Here is a 15,074-nt window from a genome sequence, read left to right on the forward strand (position 1 = left end):
GCCACTGCCGTGCCGGGAGCCGAACGGCGAGGCCATGGCGCCGGAACACCGCGGAGCAGGCTCAGTCCTGCGCTTCCGCCGACTTCTCAGAGCGCCGTTGGGAGCGCAGGGTTCGCCACTCGGCACCGATCACGGGGGCAACGTGCCGGATCTGCCACTCACGGGCACCGAGCTCGCGCAACCGCTCCGCCACGGCGTCGTCGGACGTGGAGCGCGGGGGCTGCCAGCAGAAGCGGCGCAGGTGCTCCGGCGTCAGCAGGTTCTCCGTGGGGAGGCCCAGCTCCTCCGCGAGGTGCGCGACGGCCGGCTTGACCACCGAGAGCCGCGCGGCGGCCTCCGGGCGTTTGGTCTCCCAGGCCTTGACCGGTGGCAGGGTGTTCGAGGGGACGGTGGCGGGCACGGGTTCCTCCGCGAGCCTCGCCTCCTGAACGGCGGTGAGCCACCGGGTGGCCTCCCGCTCCGCCTGGCGCCCGTGGAAGCCGGGTGTCCCCAGCAGCTGGGGCACCGTGCGGGGCATCGCGTTGGCGGCGGCCACGAGTGCGGAGTCGGGCAGCAGCCGTGTGGGCGCAAGGTCCTTGTGGCGGGCCAGGGTCTCCCGAGCCTGCCACAGGTTGCGCAGCGCCGTGAGCTTGCGCCGTCCGCGCACGTTGCCCATGCCGTGCGTGCGGCGCCACGGGTCCTGGCGCGGGGGCGGCGGGGGAGCGGTGCGGACGTGCTCGAACTCCTCGAGCGCCCAGTCCAGCTTCCCGGCCTGGGACAGCCGCTCCTCGGTGGCCCAGCGCAGCTGCACCAGGACCTCGACGTCCAGCGCGGCGTAGTTCAGCCAGTCCACGGGCAGCGGGCGGCGCGACCAGTCCACCGCGGAGTGCTCCTTGGACAGCGTGAACCCGAGCAGCTCCTCGGTCATCGAGGCCAGGCCCACTTTCCGCAGCCCGAGCAGACGCCCGCCGAGCTCGGTGTCGAAGAGCCGGTCGGGTCGCATGTCCAGCTCGGCCAGGCACGGCATGTCCTGGGTGGCCGCGTGCAGAACCCACTCGACGCCGCGCAGGGCCTCGTCCACGCTGGCGAGGGACCCCACGGCTTCGGGGTCGATGAGGATGGTGCCCGCGCCTTCCCTGCGCAGCTGCACGAGGAACGCGCGCTGACCGTAGCGGAAGCCGGAGGCGCGCTCGGTGTCCACGGCCACCGGCCCGGTGGCGACCGCGAGCTGCTCGGCGGCCCGGGCGAGGCCACGGGCGGTGTCGACAACGCGCGGCAGACCGTCCGCGGGTCCGTTGAGATGCACGGTCGCTGGAATGTCGAAGTGCTCGAAGCCGGGCACCACGATCTCGGGCGGTCCCGGTTCGCGGGCGGGTGAGGGATCGTTGGCGTTGCTGCTGATGGGTGGTCCTCGAACGGCGGATCAGGGGTCGCGGGGTTCTCCGCGGCCGGGTCGGATGGGTGCGGGGCGGACCTACAGGTAGGTGACGCCCTCGTGGTGCGGCGGGAGCCCCGCGGCGGTGCACAGCACCTGGGCCCACGCGTTGAGGTGCGTGTGTGCCCAGTGCTGGGGGCCTCCGTGCTGGACGGGCGTCCAGGAGGCTCTGACCTCCACCTGGGCCACGTCCGCCTGCTCGGTCAGGCTGCCGTAGTGGCGTTCGACGGTGCGTGCGGCGGTGCCGCCCTCGGCGGTGAACCGCGCACCGTGCTCTCCCAGGGTGTCCGTGAGCCAGGACCAGCTCACGTCCGGGAGGAGCTCGTCGCGGCCCATCTCTGCGTCCAGGCGGGAGCGGAACCAGCTCACGATCCGGAACGGTCCCTGCCACGGCTGGGGACAGGACTCGTCGTAGAGCACGACGAACCGTCCGGAGGCCGGTGCCTCGCGGGCGGTGCGGGGTTCCTCCGGGTTGGTGAGGCGGCGGTGCAGGCCGTGTCCCACCTCGGCGGCGAAGGAGATGGCGTGGGGGGCGAGACCGCGCGGCGGGGCGATCCGGCTGAGCGCGACCTCCGGGCGGAAGCGGGCGCTCTCGAGAGCCTGCACGACCGCGCGGAACACGTCCGGAGTGCTGTTCAACTCGGTTACCGCTCCCACAACGTCACAGTAACCACAGCGTTACGAAACGCAGCGTCTTTGGCGTCGTGTCGCGCCCGCATGTCGGCCCGAGACCGGGCAGTCCCGCTCACGACGGCGTGGTCTCACACCGTCGCGTCCGAACCCTCGGCTGCCTCAGCGGGAACCAGGCGCAGCGACACGGAGTTCATGCAGTACCGCAGGTCCGTGGGCGTGCCGTAGCCCTCGCCCTCGAAGACGTGGCCCAGGTGGGAGTCGCAGGTGGCGCAACGGACCTCCACGCGCTTCATGCCCATGGTGGTGTCCTCGATGTAGCGCACCCGGTCCTCGGCCAGCGGCGCGAAGAACGAGGGCCAGCCGCAGTGGGAGGCGAACTTGGTCTCGGAGCGGAACAGCTCCGCGCCGCACGCGCGGCACTCATACACCCCCTCGGTGGTGGTGTCCACGTACTCGCCGGTGTGGGGACGTTCGGTGCCCGCCTGGCGCAGCACCTGGTACTCCACGGGGTTGAGTACCTGGCGCCACTGCGCGTCGGTGCGGGCGGCGGCGGCCTCGGGGCTCAGGGCCCGGTCCTCGCCTCGGCCGTCGGTGTCGTGCTGCTGGGTCCGGGGATCCACGGTGGTGCCTCCTGCTACTCGGTGTCATTTCTTCCCGTGGTGTCCAACGACGGAGCCGTCGCCGTTATGCCCGCGTGCCACAATGACGCCATGGCTTCCGAGACCTCTCCCCGCCCCGGCACGGACGCGCGCGCGTGGCGCCACGGCGCACTCGTGGGCGCCGCGGCCAGTGTGGGCGCGGCGTCGGCCACCTTCGCGCTGTCCGGCGGCGTGGCCGCACTCGTCGCCCGCCACGTGGTGACCCCCTCCACCCGTCCGGGCAACGTCACGGTGCTCAAGATCGAGAAGGACGCTAACTCGGGCCAGGACCTCGTGACCCTGCCGACCACGCCGGACACCCGCGTCGCAGGGACCTACGCGCTGCGCTTCGACGAGGGCCGGGGCCTCGCCCGGATCGGCTTCGTGGTGCGACAGACCGGCGGCACCGTGACCCGCCTGGTGGAGCGCGTGTACAGCGGCGAGCTCACGGTGGGCGCTCGGGGCTGGTGGACCGGCACGGTCTATGCCCGGCCGTCGGACGCGGGCCTGCCGTACGAGGAGGTGCAGATCCCCACCCCACTGGGGGACGCGCCGGCGTGGTTCGTGCCCGCGAAGGGGGGCGACGCCGCCCGCACCGGCACGTGGGCCGTGATGGTCCACGGCCGGGGGGCCCAGCGCGCTGAGTGCATCCGTGGCGCCCGGGTGGCCCGCAGGCTCGGGCTGCACAGTCTGCTGCTGTCCTACCGCAACGACGGTGACGCGCCCGCCACTCCGGACCACCGCTACGGGCTGGGCTTCACCGAGTGGGAGGACGTCCAGGCCGGGATCCGCTACGCGCTGGAGCACGGGGCCACGGAGATCGTGCTCTTCGGCTGGTCCATGGGCGGGGCCATCGTGCTGCGCACCGCTGAGCTCACCGAGTACCGTGACCGGCTGCGCGCCCTCGTGCTCACCGGACCCGTGGTGGACTGGTACGAGCTGCTGGCCCACCAGACAAAGGTGCACCGGGTGCCCCGGCGCGTGGGGCGGATGGCCGCGGACATGATCTCCCACCGGCTGGGCCCGCGCATCACCGGGCTCGCGGCACCCCTGGACCTGCACGCCCTCGACTGGCTCTCCCGCTGGGAGGACATCGACACGCCCACCCTCATCCTGCACTCCACGGACGACGAGGTGGTGCCCGTGGCGGGGTCCGTGAAGCTTGCGGACCTGAGCCCACTCGTGGACTTCGTGGGCTTCACCGGCGCGCGGCACACCAAGGAGTGGAACATCGAGCGCAAGCGCTACGAGCGGGCGATCCAGGACTGGCTCCCGTCACGGCTCGCCCCGCGGCGCTGATCCCGTCGCGAGCGCACGGTCCTCCGGGCGGCAGAGCGCTCGGCACTCGGGTCGGTCGCGCCACGGACCGGGGTGCGGCGTCGTCGGACCAGACGGTCGAGAGACCGGGTCGGACGAGGCACGGGGGGCGACGGCGGGCGGTGGAGAACCCTGGGACGACACGAGCGCGGTGCCCGGCACCGACGTCCCGGGCACCGCGCGTTTCGTGAGGCTGGCTCAGACCGCCTGGCGTGCCTGGATCTGGCGCTTGATGCGCCCAAGCATTGCGGACATCCCCCGCATGCGCAGGGGGGACACGAGCCGGGTCAGCCCGAAGCGCTCCGGGAGGTCGTCCGGGACCTCGAGCACCTGGGCCGCAGGCAGGCCGTTGAGGCCCTCGTGCAGGATCGAGGCAAAGCCCCGGGTGGTGGGTGCCTCGGCCGGGGCCGAGAAGAAGAGGCTGACCGGGGCGTCGTCGCCGTCGCCCACCTCGACCGCGAGGAACAGGGGCGACTGGCACTCGGTGACCTGCTCCAGCTCCTCGGGGTGCTCACCCAGACGGTCGGGCAGCTCGGGCAGGGAGCGTGAGAACTCGAGCAGCAGCTGCAGCTTGTCCGGATCCGGGACCTCGTTGAACTCTCTCACGAGCTCCGCCAGCTGCTCCGGAAGGTCCTGCGCGCTCACAGGGAAGACCCCGGGGCCTCGCCGCGCTCCTCGCCCTGGGCCACGGGAACGCGCACGGCGTTGCCCCACTCGGTCCAGGAGCCGTCGTAGTTGCGCACGTTCTCGTAACCCAGCAGGTGGGTGAGCACAAACCAGGTGTGGGAGGAGCGCTCGCCGATGCGGCAGTACGCGATCACGTCGTCGCCCGGCTGCAGGCCCACCTCGTCCCGGTAGATGGCCTCGAGCTCCGCACGGGACTTGAACGTGCCGTCCTCGGCGGCGGCACGGGCCCAGGGGACGGAGGCCGCAGTGGGGATGTGCCCGCCGCGCAGCGTGCCCTCCTGGGGGTAGTCCGGCATGTGGGTGCGCTCGCCCGTGTACTCCTGGGGGGAGCGGACGTCGATCAGTGGAGTGGTGCCGAGCGCGGCCAGAACGTCCTCGCGATACGCGCGGACGGGGGCGTCGTTCCGCTCGACCACGGGGTACTCGGCCTGGGTGACCTCGGTGGCGTCCGTGGTCAGCTCACGGCCCTCGGCGATCCACTTGTCGCGGCCACCGTCCATGAGACGGACGTCCGGGTGGCCGAAGAGGGTGAAGACCCACAGGGCGTAGGCGGCCCACCAGTTGGACTTGTCCCCGTAGATCACCACGGTGTCGTCGCGGCTGATGCCCTTGCGGGACATCAGCTCGGCGAACTGCTCTCCGTCCACGTAGTCGCGCGTGTCCGGCTCGTTGAGGTCTGTGTGCCAGTCGATCTTCACGGCACCGGGGACGTGCCCGGTCTCGTACAGCAGGACGTCCTCGTCCGACTCGACGACGACGACGCCCGGGGCCCCGACGTTCTCGGCCACCCACTCGGTGGACACCAGCCGCTGCGGGTGCGCGTACTGTGCGAACGCCTTGTTCTGCTCTGCTCCTACAGCCATTGAAACCTCTCCTTGTCCTGGCGCTGTCACGGTTGCGGCCCACGGCGGACCGCCCGTCTTCCTGCCTCCAGCGTAGTGGGGAGCCCGCGGCACGTGCATACCGGGCAGTGACTGCCCCGTCACAGCCCGGGCCGTGTTCACCACGGGCTGACCGGTAGCATCGGGGGCAGAAGGGGGTGCGTGCCAGCGCTCCCGCCAACCGTCTATGCACAGGACCAGCTGCCTGCAGGACCCCGAGCCCGGGGTGCGCGGGGGAGCAGGTCGGGAGGTCCCGGAACGTGAGCACTCAGATCGAACACCTGGTCGACCGCAACCCGCGGGTCTCGGCCGAAGAACTGCTCGACGGCTTCCGGCCCTCTGAGCGCTTCGGTGAAGTCTCCTTCGACACCTACCGCCCGGACCCCTCCCAGCCCACCCAGGCGGAGGCGGTGCAGAAGCTAAAGGCCTTCGCCGCGGGCGTCTCGGGGCGCGGCGGCCAGGGTGGCGGCGGGTTCTTCTCGAAGCTCTTCGGCGGCTCCAAGGCATCGACCGCGGCACAGGGCATCTACCTGGACGGCGGGTTCGGCGTGGGCAAGACCCACCTGCTCGCGTCCCTGTGGCACGCGGTGCCCGGGCCCAAGGCGTTCGGCACGTTCGTGGAGTACACCAACCTCGTGGGTGCGCTGACGTTCCGCCGTACGGTGGACGCCCTGAAGGAGTACTCGCTCGTGTGCATCGACGAGTTCGAGCTGGACGACCCCGGGGACACTGTGCTGATGTCCCGGCTGATGCGCGAGCTCGCGGATGCCGGTGTGAAGCTCGCCGCGACGTCAAACACGCTGCCGGGGTCGCTGGGGGAGGGGCGTTTCGCGGCGCAGGACTTCCAGCGCGAGATCCAGGTGCTCTCCTCGCAGTTCGAGGTGGTCCGGGTGGACGGCGAGGACTACCGCCACCGCGGTCTGCCCCAGGCACCGTCGCCCCTGGCCGACGACGCCGCGCTCGACGCCGCGATCGAGCAGCACTTCCCGGGCAAGCGGGTGGCGCTGGACGACTTCGAGGCGCTCGTGGACCAGCTCTCCCGTGTGCACCCCTCCCGCTACCGGGCGCTGATCCAAGACCTGGACGCCATGGCGTGGCGCGGGGTGCGCACGATCGACCAGCAGGCCGTGGCGCTGCGCTTCGTGGTGCTCGCCGACCGCCTCTACGACCGGGACCTGCCCATCCTCTCCACGGGCGTCCCGTTCGACCAGGTCTTCACCGAGGAGATGATGGCCGGCGGGTACCAGAAGAAGTACTACCGCGCGGTCTCCCGTCTCACCGCCCTTGCCCGCGAGGCCGACGAGGCCTGAGGCCCCGCACGGCTGCGGGACGCCGAGTGGCCGGCGCGAGAAGACTCTTGGGAGAGGCCCGCACGAAGAACAGCGCCCCCTCCACCGAAGTGGACGGGGCGCTGTCGTGGTCTGTAGGGGGAACGACTACTCGTTGCCGCCCAAGCGGTCGCGCACGGCGTCCTGGCCCTGGTCGACCTGGCCCTCCAACTTGCCGCCGGTCTTGTCGTCGACGGCGTCTCCGGCCTTGTCGATACCCTCGTTGACCTTGTCCTGGTGGCCTCCGGCCAGATTCTTGGCCTTGTCCGCGAGTCCTCCAAGATCAGGCATGATCTGATTCCTTTCGCTTGAGTCACCAGCCCGGTACCGGGTCGGCATGTCACTCATCCTGCACGGCAGTGGGCGCCACAGGGAAGACCCACGGGGGGGGTCGTTCGCCCTCAGAAAACAGCCCCGGCACCGTCGACGGAAACGCGGCAGGGTCCGCGCGCGGGTGGAGTAACCTGGGAGATCCCCTGGCACGGCCCCCGCCAACCCCATGTGGTAACGACACCGCGGGGCAGTCTTCCCACGTGCGCACCGGGGCACAGTCAGCTACGAAGGAGTCTGCGCCGCCATGACCACCGAACAGGTCGAACTGCTCCGCCACCCGGCAGAGGCCATCAACTGGAATCGGGTTCAGGACGAGAAGGACACCGAGGTCTGGGACCGCCTGACCAGCAACTTCTGGCTCCCCGAGAAGGTGCCGCTGTCCAACGACGTCCAGTCCTGGAAGACCCTCACCGCCGAGGAGCAGGACCTGACCATGAAGGTGTTCACGGGCCTGACACTGCTGGACACCATCCAGGGCACCGTGGGCGCCGTCTCGCTCATCCCCGACGCCAAGACGCTGCACGAGGAGGCGGTGTACACCAACATCGCGTTCATGGAGTCGGTGCACGCAAAGTCCTACTCGTCCATCTTCTCCACGCTGTCCTCCATGAAGCAGATCGACGAGGCGTTCCGCTGGTCCCGTGAGAACGAGTACCTGCAGCGCAAGGCCGAGATCGTGCTGAGCTACTACAAGGGGGAGGACCCCCTGAAGAAGAAGGTTGCCTCCACGCTGCTGGAGTCCTTCCTCTTCTACTCGGGCTTCTACCTGCCCATGTACTTCTCCTCGCACGCCAAGCTGACGAACACCGCGGACCTGATCCGCCTGATCATCCGCGACGAGGCCGTGCACGGCTACTACATCGGCTACAAGTACCAGAAGGGTCTGCTGCAGGAGACCCCGGAGCGTCAGCAGGAGCTCAAGGACTACACCTACGACCTGCTGGACGAGCTCTACGAAAACGAAGTGGCCTACGCGGAGGCCCTCTACGACTCCGTGGGGTGGACCGAGGACGTCAAGAAGTTCCTGCACTACAACGCCAACAAGGCGCTGAACAACCTGGGCTACGAAGCGCTGTTCCCCCGCGAGATGACGGACGTCTCCCCGGCAATCCTCTCCTCGCTGTCCCCGAACGCGGACGAGAACCACGACTTCTTCTCCGGCTCCGGCTCCTCGTATGTGATCGGAAAGGCCGTGAACACGGAGGACGAGGACTGGGACTTCTGAGCCGCCCCTGAGACCCTGAGCTGACACGCGGGCGCCACCGGGCCCGGGATCCGCACGACGCGCGGGTCCCGGGCCTGCCGCGTTCCTGAAGTGGCGTGCGGTCCGGGGGGGCGTCGACGTCGCGTTGCCATTGCGCACCGCACCGCCGCTTCACACCCGGGGACAGGTGTATCCCACGTCCCCCAATGTGCGACTGTAACCGCCTCGCGCGCAGTCCTAGACTGGGAGCACAAGGGGAGGTTCCCCGTGAACTCGCAGCCGATCCGGGGGGATCGTGAGGTTCATGGGGGCACGATCGACAACCGGGGTGGCGGCGCGCGCCGCCACCGTGGAAGAGATCTTCACAGGGGGCTTGAAGGACATGACTCGTGCTGCAGCAACCGTGAAGGCGGCGGTGTCCGTCGCGGAACTCACGGCATTGAACAGGGTGATGGGTGGTACCGGATCCGTGGAGGCGTTCGAGCGCGAGCTCGTCACCCGCGTGTTCGTGGGCGCCCGCGCCTGGCTCGACGAGCTGGGGGGCCACGAGCTCACCCGGGACCAGCGCAGGCGCTGGAACGCGGCCGTGCGCCGCGTCAACCGTTTCGTCCCGCGCGGAGGCGTGACCATGACGTGTACGGTGCTCGCTTCGCTCAACCAGTCCCGTGACCTGCTCGACGACCCGCACCTGCTGAAGACCGCGCTCGTCGCCGCGGCGGCCCACGGTCCGGCGACCGCGGTTCCGCGCGCGGCGGCCCCGGCCCAGCAGCAGCCCGCCACCCAGGGAACCGGAGCACAGCGGTCCCGGGAGCAGTTGGCTCCGTCCGGCGTCTGAAGCGCTCGGCGTCGTCGCGCCCCGCCGCGTGTGGGAGCGTGTGCGGGATCTGAGTCGTGCGCGAGGTCCGGTGAGAACACCGGTGTGCCGTCCGCGGCGTTCAAGGTCGAGCCCGTGCTGGACCGCCGTCTGGGCGTCGCCTCCCTGGACTAGAGTTGGCGCCAGCATGAAACTCATACGTCAGCGCGAATCCCTGGGCGCGGAGCAGGACTACCGCCGTGCGCTCGCCATCCTCGACGCGGCCCGCGGGGGCGTCACCGAACCGGTGCTGCGCGTCTACCAGCCGCGCCCCACCGTGGCATTCGGGCGGCGGGACGAGCTCAACCCGGGGTTCGCGCACGCCCGCCAGGCCGCCGTCGACGCCGCGTTCACCCCGCTCGTGCGCCGCGTGGGCGGCCGCGCAGCCGCCTACCACGGGGGTTGCCTCGTGATCGACCACGTGGAACCGGACCCGGACCCGAAGACCGGCATCCAGGACCGCTACCGGCTGTTCGGGGACATGGTCGTGGCGGCGCTCGAGGAACTCGAGGTCCCTGCCCAGGTGGGAGAGATCCCGGGGGAGTACTGCGCGGGGGAGTACAGCGTGCACGCGCCGGGCACGGCCGAGGACCCCCGGCGCCCCGTCAAACTCGCTGGCACCGCCCAGCGCGTGGTGGCCGGGGCCTGGTACTTCTCCACGGTGCTCGTGGTCGAGGAGGCCGAACCGCTGCGCGCAGTGCTGGAGGACGTGTACGCCGCACTCGACGTGCCGTGGGAGCCGAGCACTGCCGGGTGCGTGGCAGACGTCCGGCCCGGGACCACCGTGGCCGAGGTCGAGGAGGCGCTGCTCGACGTCTACGGCCGCTACTCCGCCTACATGGGCTACGGGCGGGTCGTCGGAGACGGCGAACGGTGAGCGCCCATCAGGAAAGGAGCACACCATGTGCGGCCGCTATGTGATCGCGAGGACCCCGGGCCAGCTGGCCCTGCCCTTCGACGCCCGGGTGGACGACTCGGTGGGCGACGCCGTGGGGCCCAGTTGGAACGTGGCCCCCACCCACACCGTGCCCGTCCTGCTGGAGCGCCTGTCCGAGGACGGGCAGCTGGTCGCGGAGCTGCACGCGGCGCGGTGGGGTCTGGTCCCCTCGTGGGCCAAGGAGATCTCAATCGGCTCCAAGATGTTCAACGCCCGCTCCGAGACGGTCACCGAGAAACCATCGTTCCGTTCCGCCGTGGCCGCCCGCCGGTGCGCGATTCCTGCGGACGGGTACTACGAGTGGAAGGCCCCGGAGACGGGGAAGGGGCGCAAGCAGCCGTACTTCGCCCATCCCGAGGACGGGTCCGAGATCTGGTTTGCCGGGATCTACGAGTGGTGGCGCATCCCGGAGCACGCGTCGGACGCGGTGCGCGAGGGACAGACACGGGCCGGGAGGAACGCCGGGGGCGACGGCGCCGCGGGGCACTGGCTGCTCTCGTGCTCGATTCTCACGCGCGAGGCACCATCCCCGAGGGACGAGAACCCCCACCTGGCGCAGCTCGGTGCGCTGCACAACCGGCTTCCGATGGGCATGACCCGGGACTTTGCGCGCGAGTGGATCGCGCCGGGGAAGGACAAGGCGCACGCCGCGGCGCTCGTGGAGCGGGCCGTCGCCGAGTCGCTGGGGGTCGCCGCAGAGTGGCAGATGCACCCCGTGACCACGGAGGTGGGATCGGTCTCCTCAACGGGCCCCCGGTTGGTGGAACCCCTCGACACCCTGCTGTGACGCTACAGCCCTGACCGCACGGCACGAGGCCGCATCGCCGACACCTCACCACTGGCACCACGCTTCTGACACCACCGCCCGGCGCGGCACCCCGTGACGGCTCCGACGGCCGCCCCTACAGTGGGACGTGGTGGGAGAACCACCGCACACTCACGAGCACCGGGGGACGACGATGGTGGAACTGGGCAACACCCTGACCGAGGACGCACGATGGCTGGTGGACTTCGTTTGCGGCACCGGCGGGGCGGTGGTCGCGAGCAACAGCGGCACGGGAGCCCCGGAGTCCGCCTACGTGCTCGTCGCGGCCACGGATGCCGGGAAGATCGTCTTCGGCACCAACGCGCAGTCCCGCAAGTTCACCAACATCACCTCGGATCCCCGCGTGTCCATGGTCCTGGTGCAGGACGGAGCCCACGAGGTCCAGCTCGAGGGCGAGGCGCGGGTCCTGGAGGGCTCGGACGCCGCCCCCGCCACGGAGGCGCTCGCCGCGCAGCACCCGGGGTCCACGGACACCCACGATCCGGAGAACCTGCGGGTCGTGGAGGTCACGGTGCGCTGGGCGTCCCGCACGGACACCACGCAGCAGCCGCCACTGGCGGCGGAGCTCGACCTGCGCTGACCGCGATCCGGGCCGGTCGTGGCCCGCGCAGGGCAGGGCGCGCGCTGACAGCGACCGGCCTCGGGCTCAGCCTGCGCGGTGCCCTACCGGCCCAGGACACGACGACGCCCGGGCCGCCGTCGTGGGCTACGACGTCGCGACCCGGGCGTGTGCCAGGGAGTGCGGGGCTAGAACTCGTCCTGCTCGGGAGACCAGCGGTTGAAGTCCAGCGTGAGGTACAGGGCGAGCGCGGCGGCGTTGTCCTCCGGGATGCGCACGCAGACCTCCTCGTAACCGCTCTCGTGCAGCGAAGCCATGACCTGGCGCACGAGCTGCTCCGCGTAGCCGCGGCGGCGGTGGGAGGAGGCCGTGAAGAGCTCGAAGAGGTAGGGGACGTCCGGGAGAGTGCGGTCCTTGCGCCGCTCCAGCACCACGGCGGCGGCCACGGGGGTGCCGTTCTCGTCCTCGATCAGTTGCGACTCCCGGCTCAGGAACGGGCCGAAGTCTCCCTGGAATGCGCCGCGGATCATGCGCTCGGCATCCTCGGCGGTGCCGGAGATCTTGGAACCGTAGGCCTCCAGGAACAGGCGGGTGAGCTCCGCGGTGTCCGCCTCCGTCACGGCGCGGCTCGTGGCCGTGACCTCGCGCGAACCGGGCGCGGTGCGGGCGATCAGTGTGATGTTTCCAGTCATGACGGCCTTCCACGGGTCAGGGGTGAACACGGGTGCATCCGTCATTCAGAGTAGCGGAGAACCCCTGTAAGTCCACGCGGGGACTACCGTGGGGTGCAGACCCACCGCGGCGGCGAGAGACAGCAACGAGAGACGAGGACCATGAGCGAGCACACCGGAGCACCCTCGGCAGCGGACGCCACCCCCGCAGGCGGTTCCTCCCCCGAGGGGGAGGCCGCCCGGATCTGCCGCGAGCTGATCCGTTTCGACACCTCCAACTACGCGAGCGGGGAGGCGGAGGGCGAGCGCGCGGCCGCGGAGTACGTTGCCGGGCTGATCGAGGAGGTGGGCCTGGAGGCCCAGTACTTCGAGTCCGCGCCCGGCCGGGCGAACGTCTTCACCCGCCTCGAGGGCTCGGACCCCGGCGCGGACGCGCTGCTCGTGCACGGCCACCTGGACGTGGTGCCCGCCATGGCCCAGGACTGGTCCGTGGACCCGTTCGCGGCGGAGGTCAGGGACGGCATGATCTGGGGCCGCGGCGCCGTGGACATGAAGGACATGGACGCCATGATGCTCTCGGTGTTGCGCCACATGCGCCGCACGGGCACACGGCCGAAGCGGGACATCGTCTTCGGGTTCTTCGCGGACGAGGAGGCCGGCATGCGCTACGGCTCCAAGTACATGGTCCAGGAGCACCCGGAGGTCTTCGACGGCGTCACGGACGCCCTGAGCGAGGTGGGTGGCTTCTCCGCCGACATCGGCGGGCGCCGGGCGTACCTGCTACAGACGGCGGAGAAGGGCTTCATGTGGCTGCGGCTGGTTGCGGAGGGTCAGGCGGGCCACGGCTCGGGGCTGCACGAGGACAACGCGGTCACCCACCTCTCGCGGGCGATGGCGAACATCGGCGAGTTCACGTGGCCCGTGGAGCTGACCAAGACCACCCGCGCGTTCCTGGACGAGGTCACCGAGCTCACGGGGGTGGAGTTCGACCCCCAGAACCCCCAGCGGCTGCTGAAGGAGCTCGGGGCGGTCTCACGGTTCGTGGGTGCCACCCTGCAGAACACCTCGAACCCCACCCGCCTGGACGGCGGCTACAAGACGAACGTGATCCCCGGCTCCGCCCAGGGCTCGGTGGACGTCCGCTTCCTGCCGGAGCAGGAGGAGTACGTGCGCGCCAAGCTGCAGGAGCTCGCGGGAGACAGGGTGCGCATCGAGACCGAGTTCGAGGACATCGGCCTGGAGGTCCCGTTCTCCGGCACCGTGGTGGACGCCATGGTGGACGCGTTGAGCGCGGAGGACCCGGACGCCGTGGTGCTGCCCTACATGCTCGGCGCCGGCACGGACAACAAGTCCCTGTCCCGTCTGGGCATCACCGGTTACGGCTTCGTGCCCCTGCAGCTGCCCCCGGAGCTGGACTTCACGGGCATGTTCCACGGTGTGGACGAGCGGGTTCCGGTGTCCTCGCTCGAATTCGGCTCCCGCGTGCTCGACCGGCTGCTGCGCAGCTACTGAGCCGCGCGGCGTCGCCTCCCCTGCACCGTTCAACCACCGCGTCCCGAACGCACCCCATGGAAAGAGCCTGAGATGAACGCCGTCACCGAACTGCTGCCGGACGAGCTGATCGATCAGATCCGGGGCCGGGCGGGCGCGGTGGACCGCGAGAACCGTTTCTTCGACGAGGACTTCGAGGCCCTGCGGGAGGCCGGGTACCTGCGGATGCTCGTGCCGCGCGAGTTCGGCGGGCTGGGCTTCACACTGGAGCAGGCAGTGGCGGCCCAGCGTCGGCTCGCCACCGCGGCGCCGGCCACGGCCCTGGGCATCAACATGCACCACGTCATCGTGGGGATCGGCTACACCCTGCACCTGCGCGGGGACGAGCGCGCCAGGCGGATCTTTGAGGACGCGGTGGCCGGGGAGGTCTTCGCGTTCGGCATCTCGGAGGCCGGAAACGACTCCGTGCTCTTCGACGCCACGACCCGCGCGCACGACACCCCGACCCGCGCGCACGACACCCCCGAGGGCTGGCGCCTCCACGGCACCAAGATCTTCACGTCACTGTCCCCGCGGTGGACCCGCCTGCTCGTGCACGCGCGCACCGAGGGGGACGACGATGCCGCACGGCTCGTCGTCGGCTTCCTCACCCGGGCGGAGCACACCACCGCGGTGCCCGGCGTGGATGTCCGCCAGGACTGGAACGCCCTGGGAATGCGGGGCTCGCAGTCCTGCACCACCGTGCTGGACGGTGCCCTGCTGCGTCGGGAGGACCTGCTGGCCACCACCCCGGTGGGGCCGAACCCGGACCCGGTGGTGTGGGGGATCTTCGGGTGCTTCGAGCTGCTGCTGGCGGCCGTCTACACGGGCATCGCCGACCGGGCGATCCAGGTGGCGGTCGAGGTCACCACTGCGCGCCGCTCACTCGCCAAGGGCGCGCCGTACTCGGACGACCCGGACATCCGCCGCCACATCGCTCGGGCCGGGGTGCTGCGGGACGGGGTGGAGCTGCAGCTGCGCCAGCTCGCGGCGGACGTGGACGCCCTGGGGTCCGAACGAGACCCCGGACACGGCGCGCGCTGGTTCATCCTCTTCTCGGGCGTCAAGCACCGTGCCACCGAGTCCGCCCGGGAGGTCGTGGACCTTGTCCTGCGCGCCTCCGGAGGGTCCCAGTACCGCAGCGGCACGGAGCTGGAACGCCTCTACCGAGACGTGCTCGCGGGGCTGTACCACCCCTCGGACCCGGAGTCGGTGCTCGCCGCCACGGCCACCTCCCTGCTCGGGCCCGTCTGCGAGTGAGGC

General features: G+C 70.7%; 16 protein-coding genes. 9 read left to right on the top strand and 7 right to left on the bottom strand.

All coding sequences use genetic code 11. The features are described 5' to 3' along the window. Positions 1 to 61: 61 nt before the first annotated feature. The 3 genes from ABD264_RS00820 to msrB form a co-directional block, all read right to left on the bottom strand. Positions 62 to 1,285, bottom strand: coding sequence for an HRDC domain-containing protein (locus ABD264_RS00820; RefSeq protein ID WP_344203588.1), 1,224 nt, complete (start codon positions 1,283 to 1,285; stop codon positions 62 to 64). 168 nt (positions 1,286 to 1,453) lie between these two features. Beyond that, on the bottom strand, positions 1,454 to 2,071 hold the full coding sequence (locus ABD264_RS00825) for a DUF3000 domain-containing protein (RefSeq protein WP_144942841.1): 618 nt from the start codon (positions 2,069 to 2,071) through the stop codon (positions 1,454 to 1,456). A 104-nt stretch (positions 2,072 to 2,175) separates the two neighbouring features. After that, positions 2,176 to 2,667: a peptide-methionine (R)-S-oxide reductase MsrB gene (msrB, locus tag ABD264_RS00830; RefSeq protein ID WP_414672735.1), complete on the bottom strand. Its 492-nt coding sequence runs from the start codon at positions 2,665 to 2,667 to the stop codon at positions 2,176 to 2,178. A gap of 90 nt (positions 2,668 to 2,757) precedes the next feature. Here msrB and ABD264_RS00835 point away from each other — a divergent pair, with 90 nt between their 5' ends. After that, the gene (locus ABD264_RS00835; protein ID WP_344203591.1) at positions 2,758 to 3,984 is read left to right on the top strand and encodes an alpha/beta hydrolase family protein; all 1,227 of its coding nucleotides are present in this window, start codon (positions 2,758 to 2,760) and stop codon (positions 3,982 to 3,984) included. A 216-nt stretch (positions 3,985 to 4,200) separates the two neighbouring features. On the opposite strand, the gene ABD264_RS00840 is transcribed toward ABD264_RS00835, so the two are convergent. Further along, positions 4,201 to 4,647, bottom strand: a complete 447-nt coding sequence (locus ABD264_RS00840; RefSeq protein WP_144942843.1) for a SufE family protein — start codon at positions 4,645 to 4,647, stop codon at positions 4,201 to 4,203. Then, positions 4,644 to 5,552 (bottom strand): sulfurtransferase, encoded by a 909-nt coding sequence (locus ABD264_RS00845; RefSeq protein ID WP_144942844.1) that lies wholly within the window; start codon positions 5,550 to 5,552, stop codon positions 4,644 to 4,646. The genes ABD264_RS00840 and ABD264_RS00845 overlap by 4 nt, the downstream gene beginning before the upstream one ends. 278 nt (positions 5,553 to 5,830) lie before the next feature. Here ABD264_RS00845 and zapE point away from each other — a divergent pair, with 278 nt between their 5' ends. Then, a complete protein-coding gene (gene zapE / locus ABD264_RS00850) occupies positions 5,831 to 6,880 on the top strand; it encodes a cell division protein ZapE (protein WP_344203596.1) in 1,050 nt (349 codons plus the stop codon). 126 nt (positions 6,881 to 7,006) lie between these two features. Here the strand turns inward: zapE and ABD264_RS00855 are convergent, their stop codons facing one another. After that, positions 7,007 to 7,189, bottom strand: coding sequence for an antitoxin (locus tag ABD264_RS00855; RefSeq protein ID WP_344203599.1), 183 nt, complete (start codon positions 7,187 to 7,189; stop codon positions 7,007 to 7,009). Positions 7,190 to 7,475: 286 nt separating this feature from the next. Between ABD264_RS00855 and nrdF the strand changes: the two genes are divergently transcribed. From nrdF to ABD264_RS00880, 5 genes are all read left to right on the top strand, one after another. Continuing rightward, a complete protein-coding gene (gene nrdF, locus ABD264_RS00860) occupies positions 7,476 to 8,456 on the top strand; it encodes a class 1b ribonucleoside-diphosphate reductase subunit beta (RefSeq protein ID WP_144942847.1) in 981 nt (326 codons plus the stop codon). 361 nt (positions 8,457 to 8,817) lie between these two features. Further along, the gene (locus tag ABD264_RS00865) at positions 8,818 to 9,270 is read left to right on the top strand and encodes a hypothetical protein (protein WP_344203605.1); all 453 of its coding nucleotides are present in this window, start codon (positions 8,818 to 8,820) and stop codon (positions 9,268 to 9,270) included. A 166-nt stretch (positions 9,271 to 9,436) separates the two neighbouring features. Further along, positions 9,437 to 10,165 (top strand): lipoate--protein ligase family protein, encoded by a 729-nt coding sequence (locus tag ABD264_RS00870; RefSeq protein WP_145010804.1) that lies wholly within the window; start codon positions 9,437 to 9,439, stop codon positions 10,163 to 10,165. A 25-nt stretch (positions 10,166 to 10,190) separates the two neighbouring features. Then, on the top strand, positions 10,191 to 11,012 hold the full coding sequence (locus ABD264_RS00875) for an SOS response-associated peptidase (RefSeq protein ID WP_344203609.1): 822 nt from the start codon (positions 10,191 to 10,193) through the stop codon (positions 11,010 to 11,012). 130 nt (positions 11,013 to 11,142) lie between these two features. Then, the gene (locus ABD264_RS00880) at positions 11,143 to 11,631 is read left to right on the top strand and encodes a pyridoxamine 5'-phosphate oxidase family protein (protein ID WP_260983377.1); all 489 of its coding nucleotides are present in this window, start codon (positions 11,143 to 11,145) and stop codon (positions 11,629 to 11,631) included. 167 nt (positions 11,632 to 11,798) lie between these two features. On the opposite strand, the gene ABD264_RS00885 is transcribed toward ABD264_RS00880, so the two are convergent. Then, positions 11,799 to 12,302: a GNAT family N-acetyltransferase gene (locus ABD264_RS00885; RefSeq protein ID WP_344203614.1), complete on the bottom strand. Its 504-nt coding sequence runs from the start codon at positions 12,300 to 12,302 to the stop codon at positions 11,799 to 11,801. Positions 12,303 to 12,443: 141 nt separating this feature from the next. Between ABD264_RS00885 and ABD264_RS00890 the strand changes: the two genes are divergently transcribed. Beyond that, positions 12,444 to 13,793 (top strand): M20/M25/M40 family metallo-hydrolase, encoded by a 1,350-nt coding sequence (locus ABD264_RS00890; RefSeq protein WP_144942851.1) that lies wholly within the window; start codon positions 12,444 to 12,446, stop codon positions 13,791 to 13,793. A 72-nt stretch (positions 13,794 to 13,865) separates the two neighbouring features. Beyond that, the gene (locus tag ABD264_RS00895) at positions 13,866 to 15,071 is read left to right on the top strand and encodes an acyl-CoA dehydrogenase family protein (RefSeq protein WP_344203616.1); all 1,206 of its coding nucleotides are present in this window, start codon (positions 13,866 to 13,868) and stop codon (positions 15,069 to 15,071) included. Positions 15,072 to 15,074: the final 3 nt, after the last annotated feature.

The organism is Kocuria salsicia (genome assembly GCF_039532055.1).
GTDB lineage: Bacteria > Actinomycetota > Actinomycetes > Actinomycetales > Micrococcaceae > Kocuria > Kocuria salsicia.

Coding starts and splice junctions, on each gene's coding strand:
- ABD264_RS00875 (WP_344203609.1), top strand. CDS start 10,191: ATGTGCGGCCGCTATGTGATCGCGAGGACCCCGGGCCAGCTGGCCCTG.
- ABD264_RS00835 (WP_344203591.1), top strand. CDS start 2,758: ATGGCTTCCGAGACCTCTCCCCGCCCCGGCACGGACGCGCGCGCGTGG.
- ABD264_RS00845 (WP_144942844.1), bottom strand. CDS start 5,552: ATGGCTGTAGGAGCAGAGCAGAACAAGGCGTTCGCACAGTACGCGCAC.
- ABD264_RS00890 (WP_144942851.1), top strand. CDS start 12,444: ATGAGCGAGCACACCGGAGCACCCTCGGCAGCGGACGCCACCCCCGCA.
- ABD264_RS00865 (WP_344203605.1), top strand. CDS start 8,818: ATGACTCGTGCTGCAGCAACCGTGAAGGCGGCGGTGTCCGTCGCGGAA.
- ABD264_RS00895 (WP_344203616.1), top strand. CDS start 13,866: ATGAACGCCGTCACCGAACTGCTGCCGGACGAGCTGATCGATCAGATC.
- ABD264_RS00870 (WP_145010804.1), top strand. CDS start 9,437: ATGAAACTCATACGTCAGCGCGAATCCCTGGGCGCGGAGCAGGACTAC.
- nrdF (WP_144942847.1), top strand. CDS start 7,476: ATGACCACCGAACAGGTCGAACTGCTCCGCCACCCGGCAGAGGCCATC.
- ABD264_RS00855 (WP_344203599.1), bottom strand. CDS start 7,189: ATGCCTGATCTTGGAGGACTCGCGGACAAGGCCAAGAATCTGGCCGGA.
- ABD264_RS00885 (WP_344203614.1), bottom strand. CDS start 12,302: ATGACTGGAAACATCACACTGATCGCCCGCACCGCGCCCGGTTCGCGC.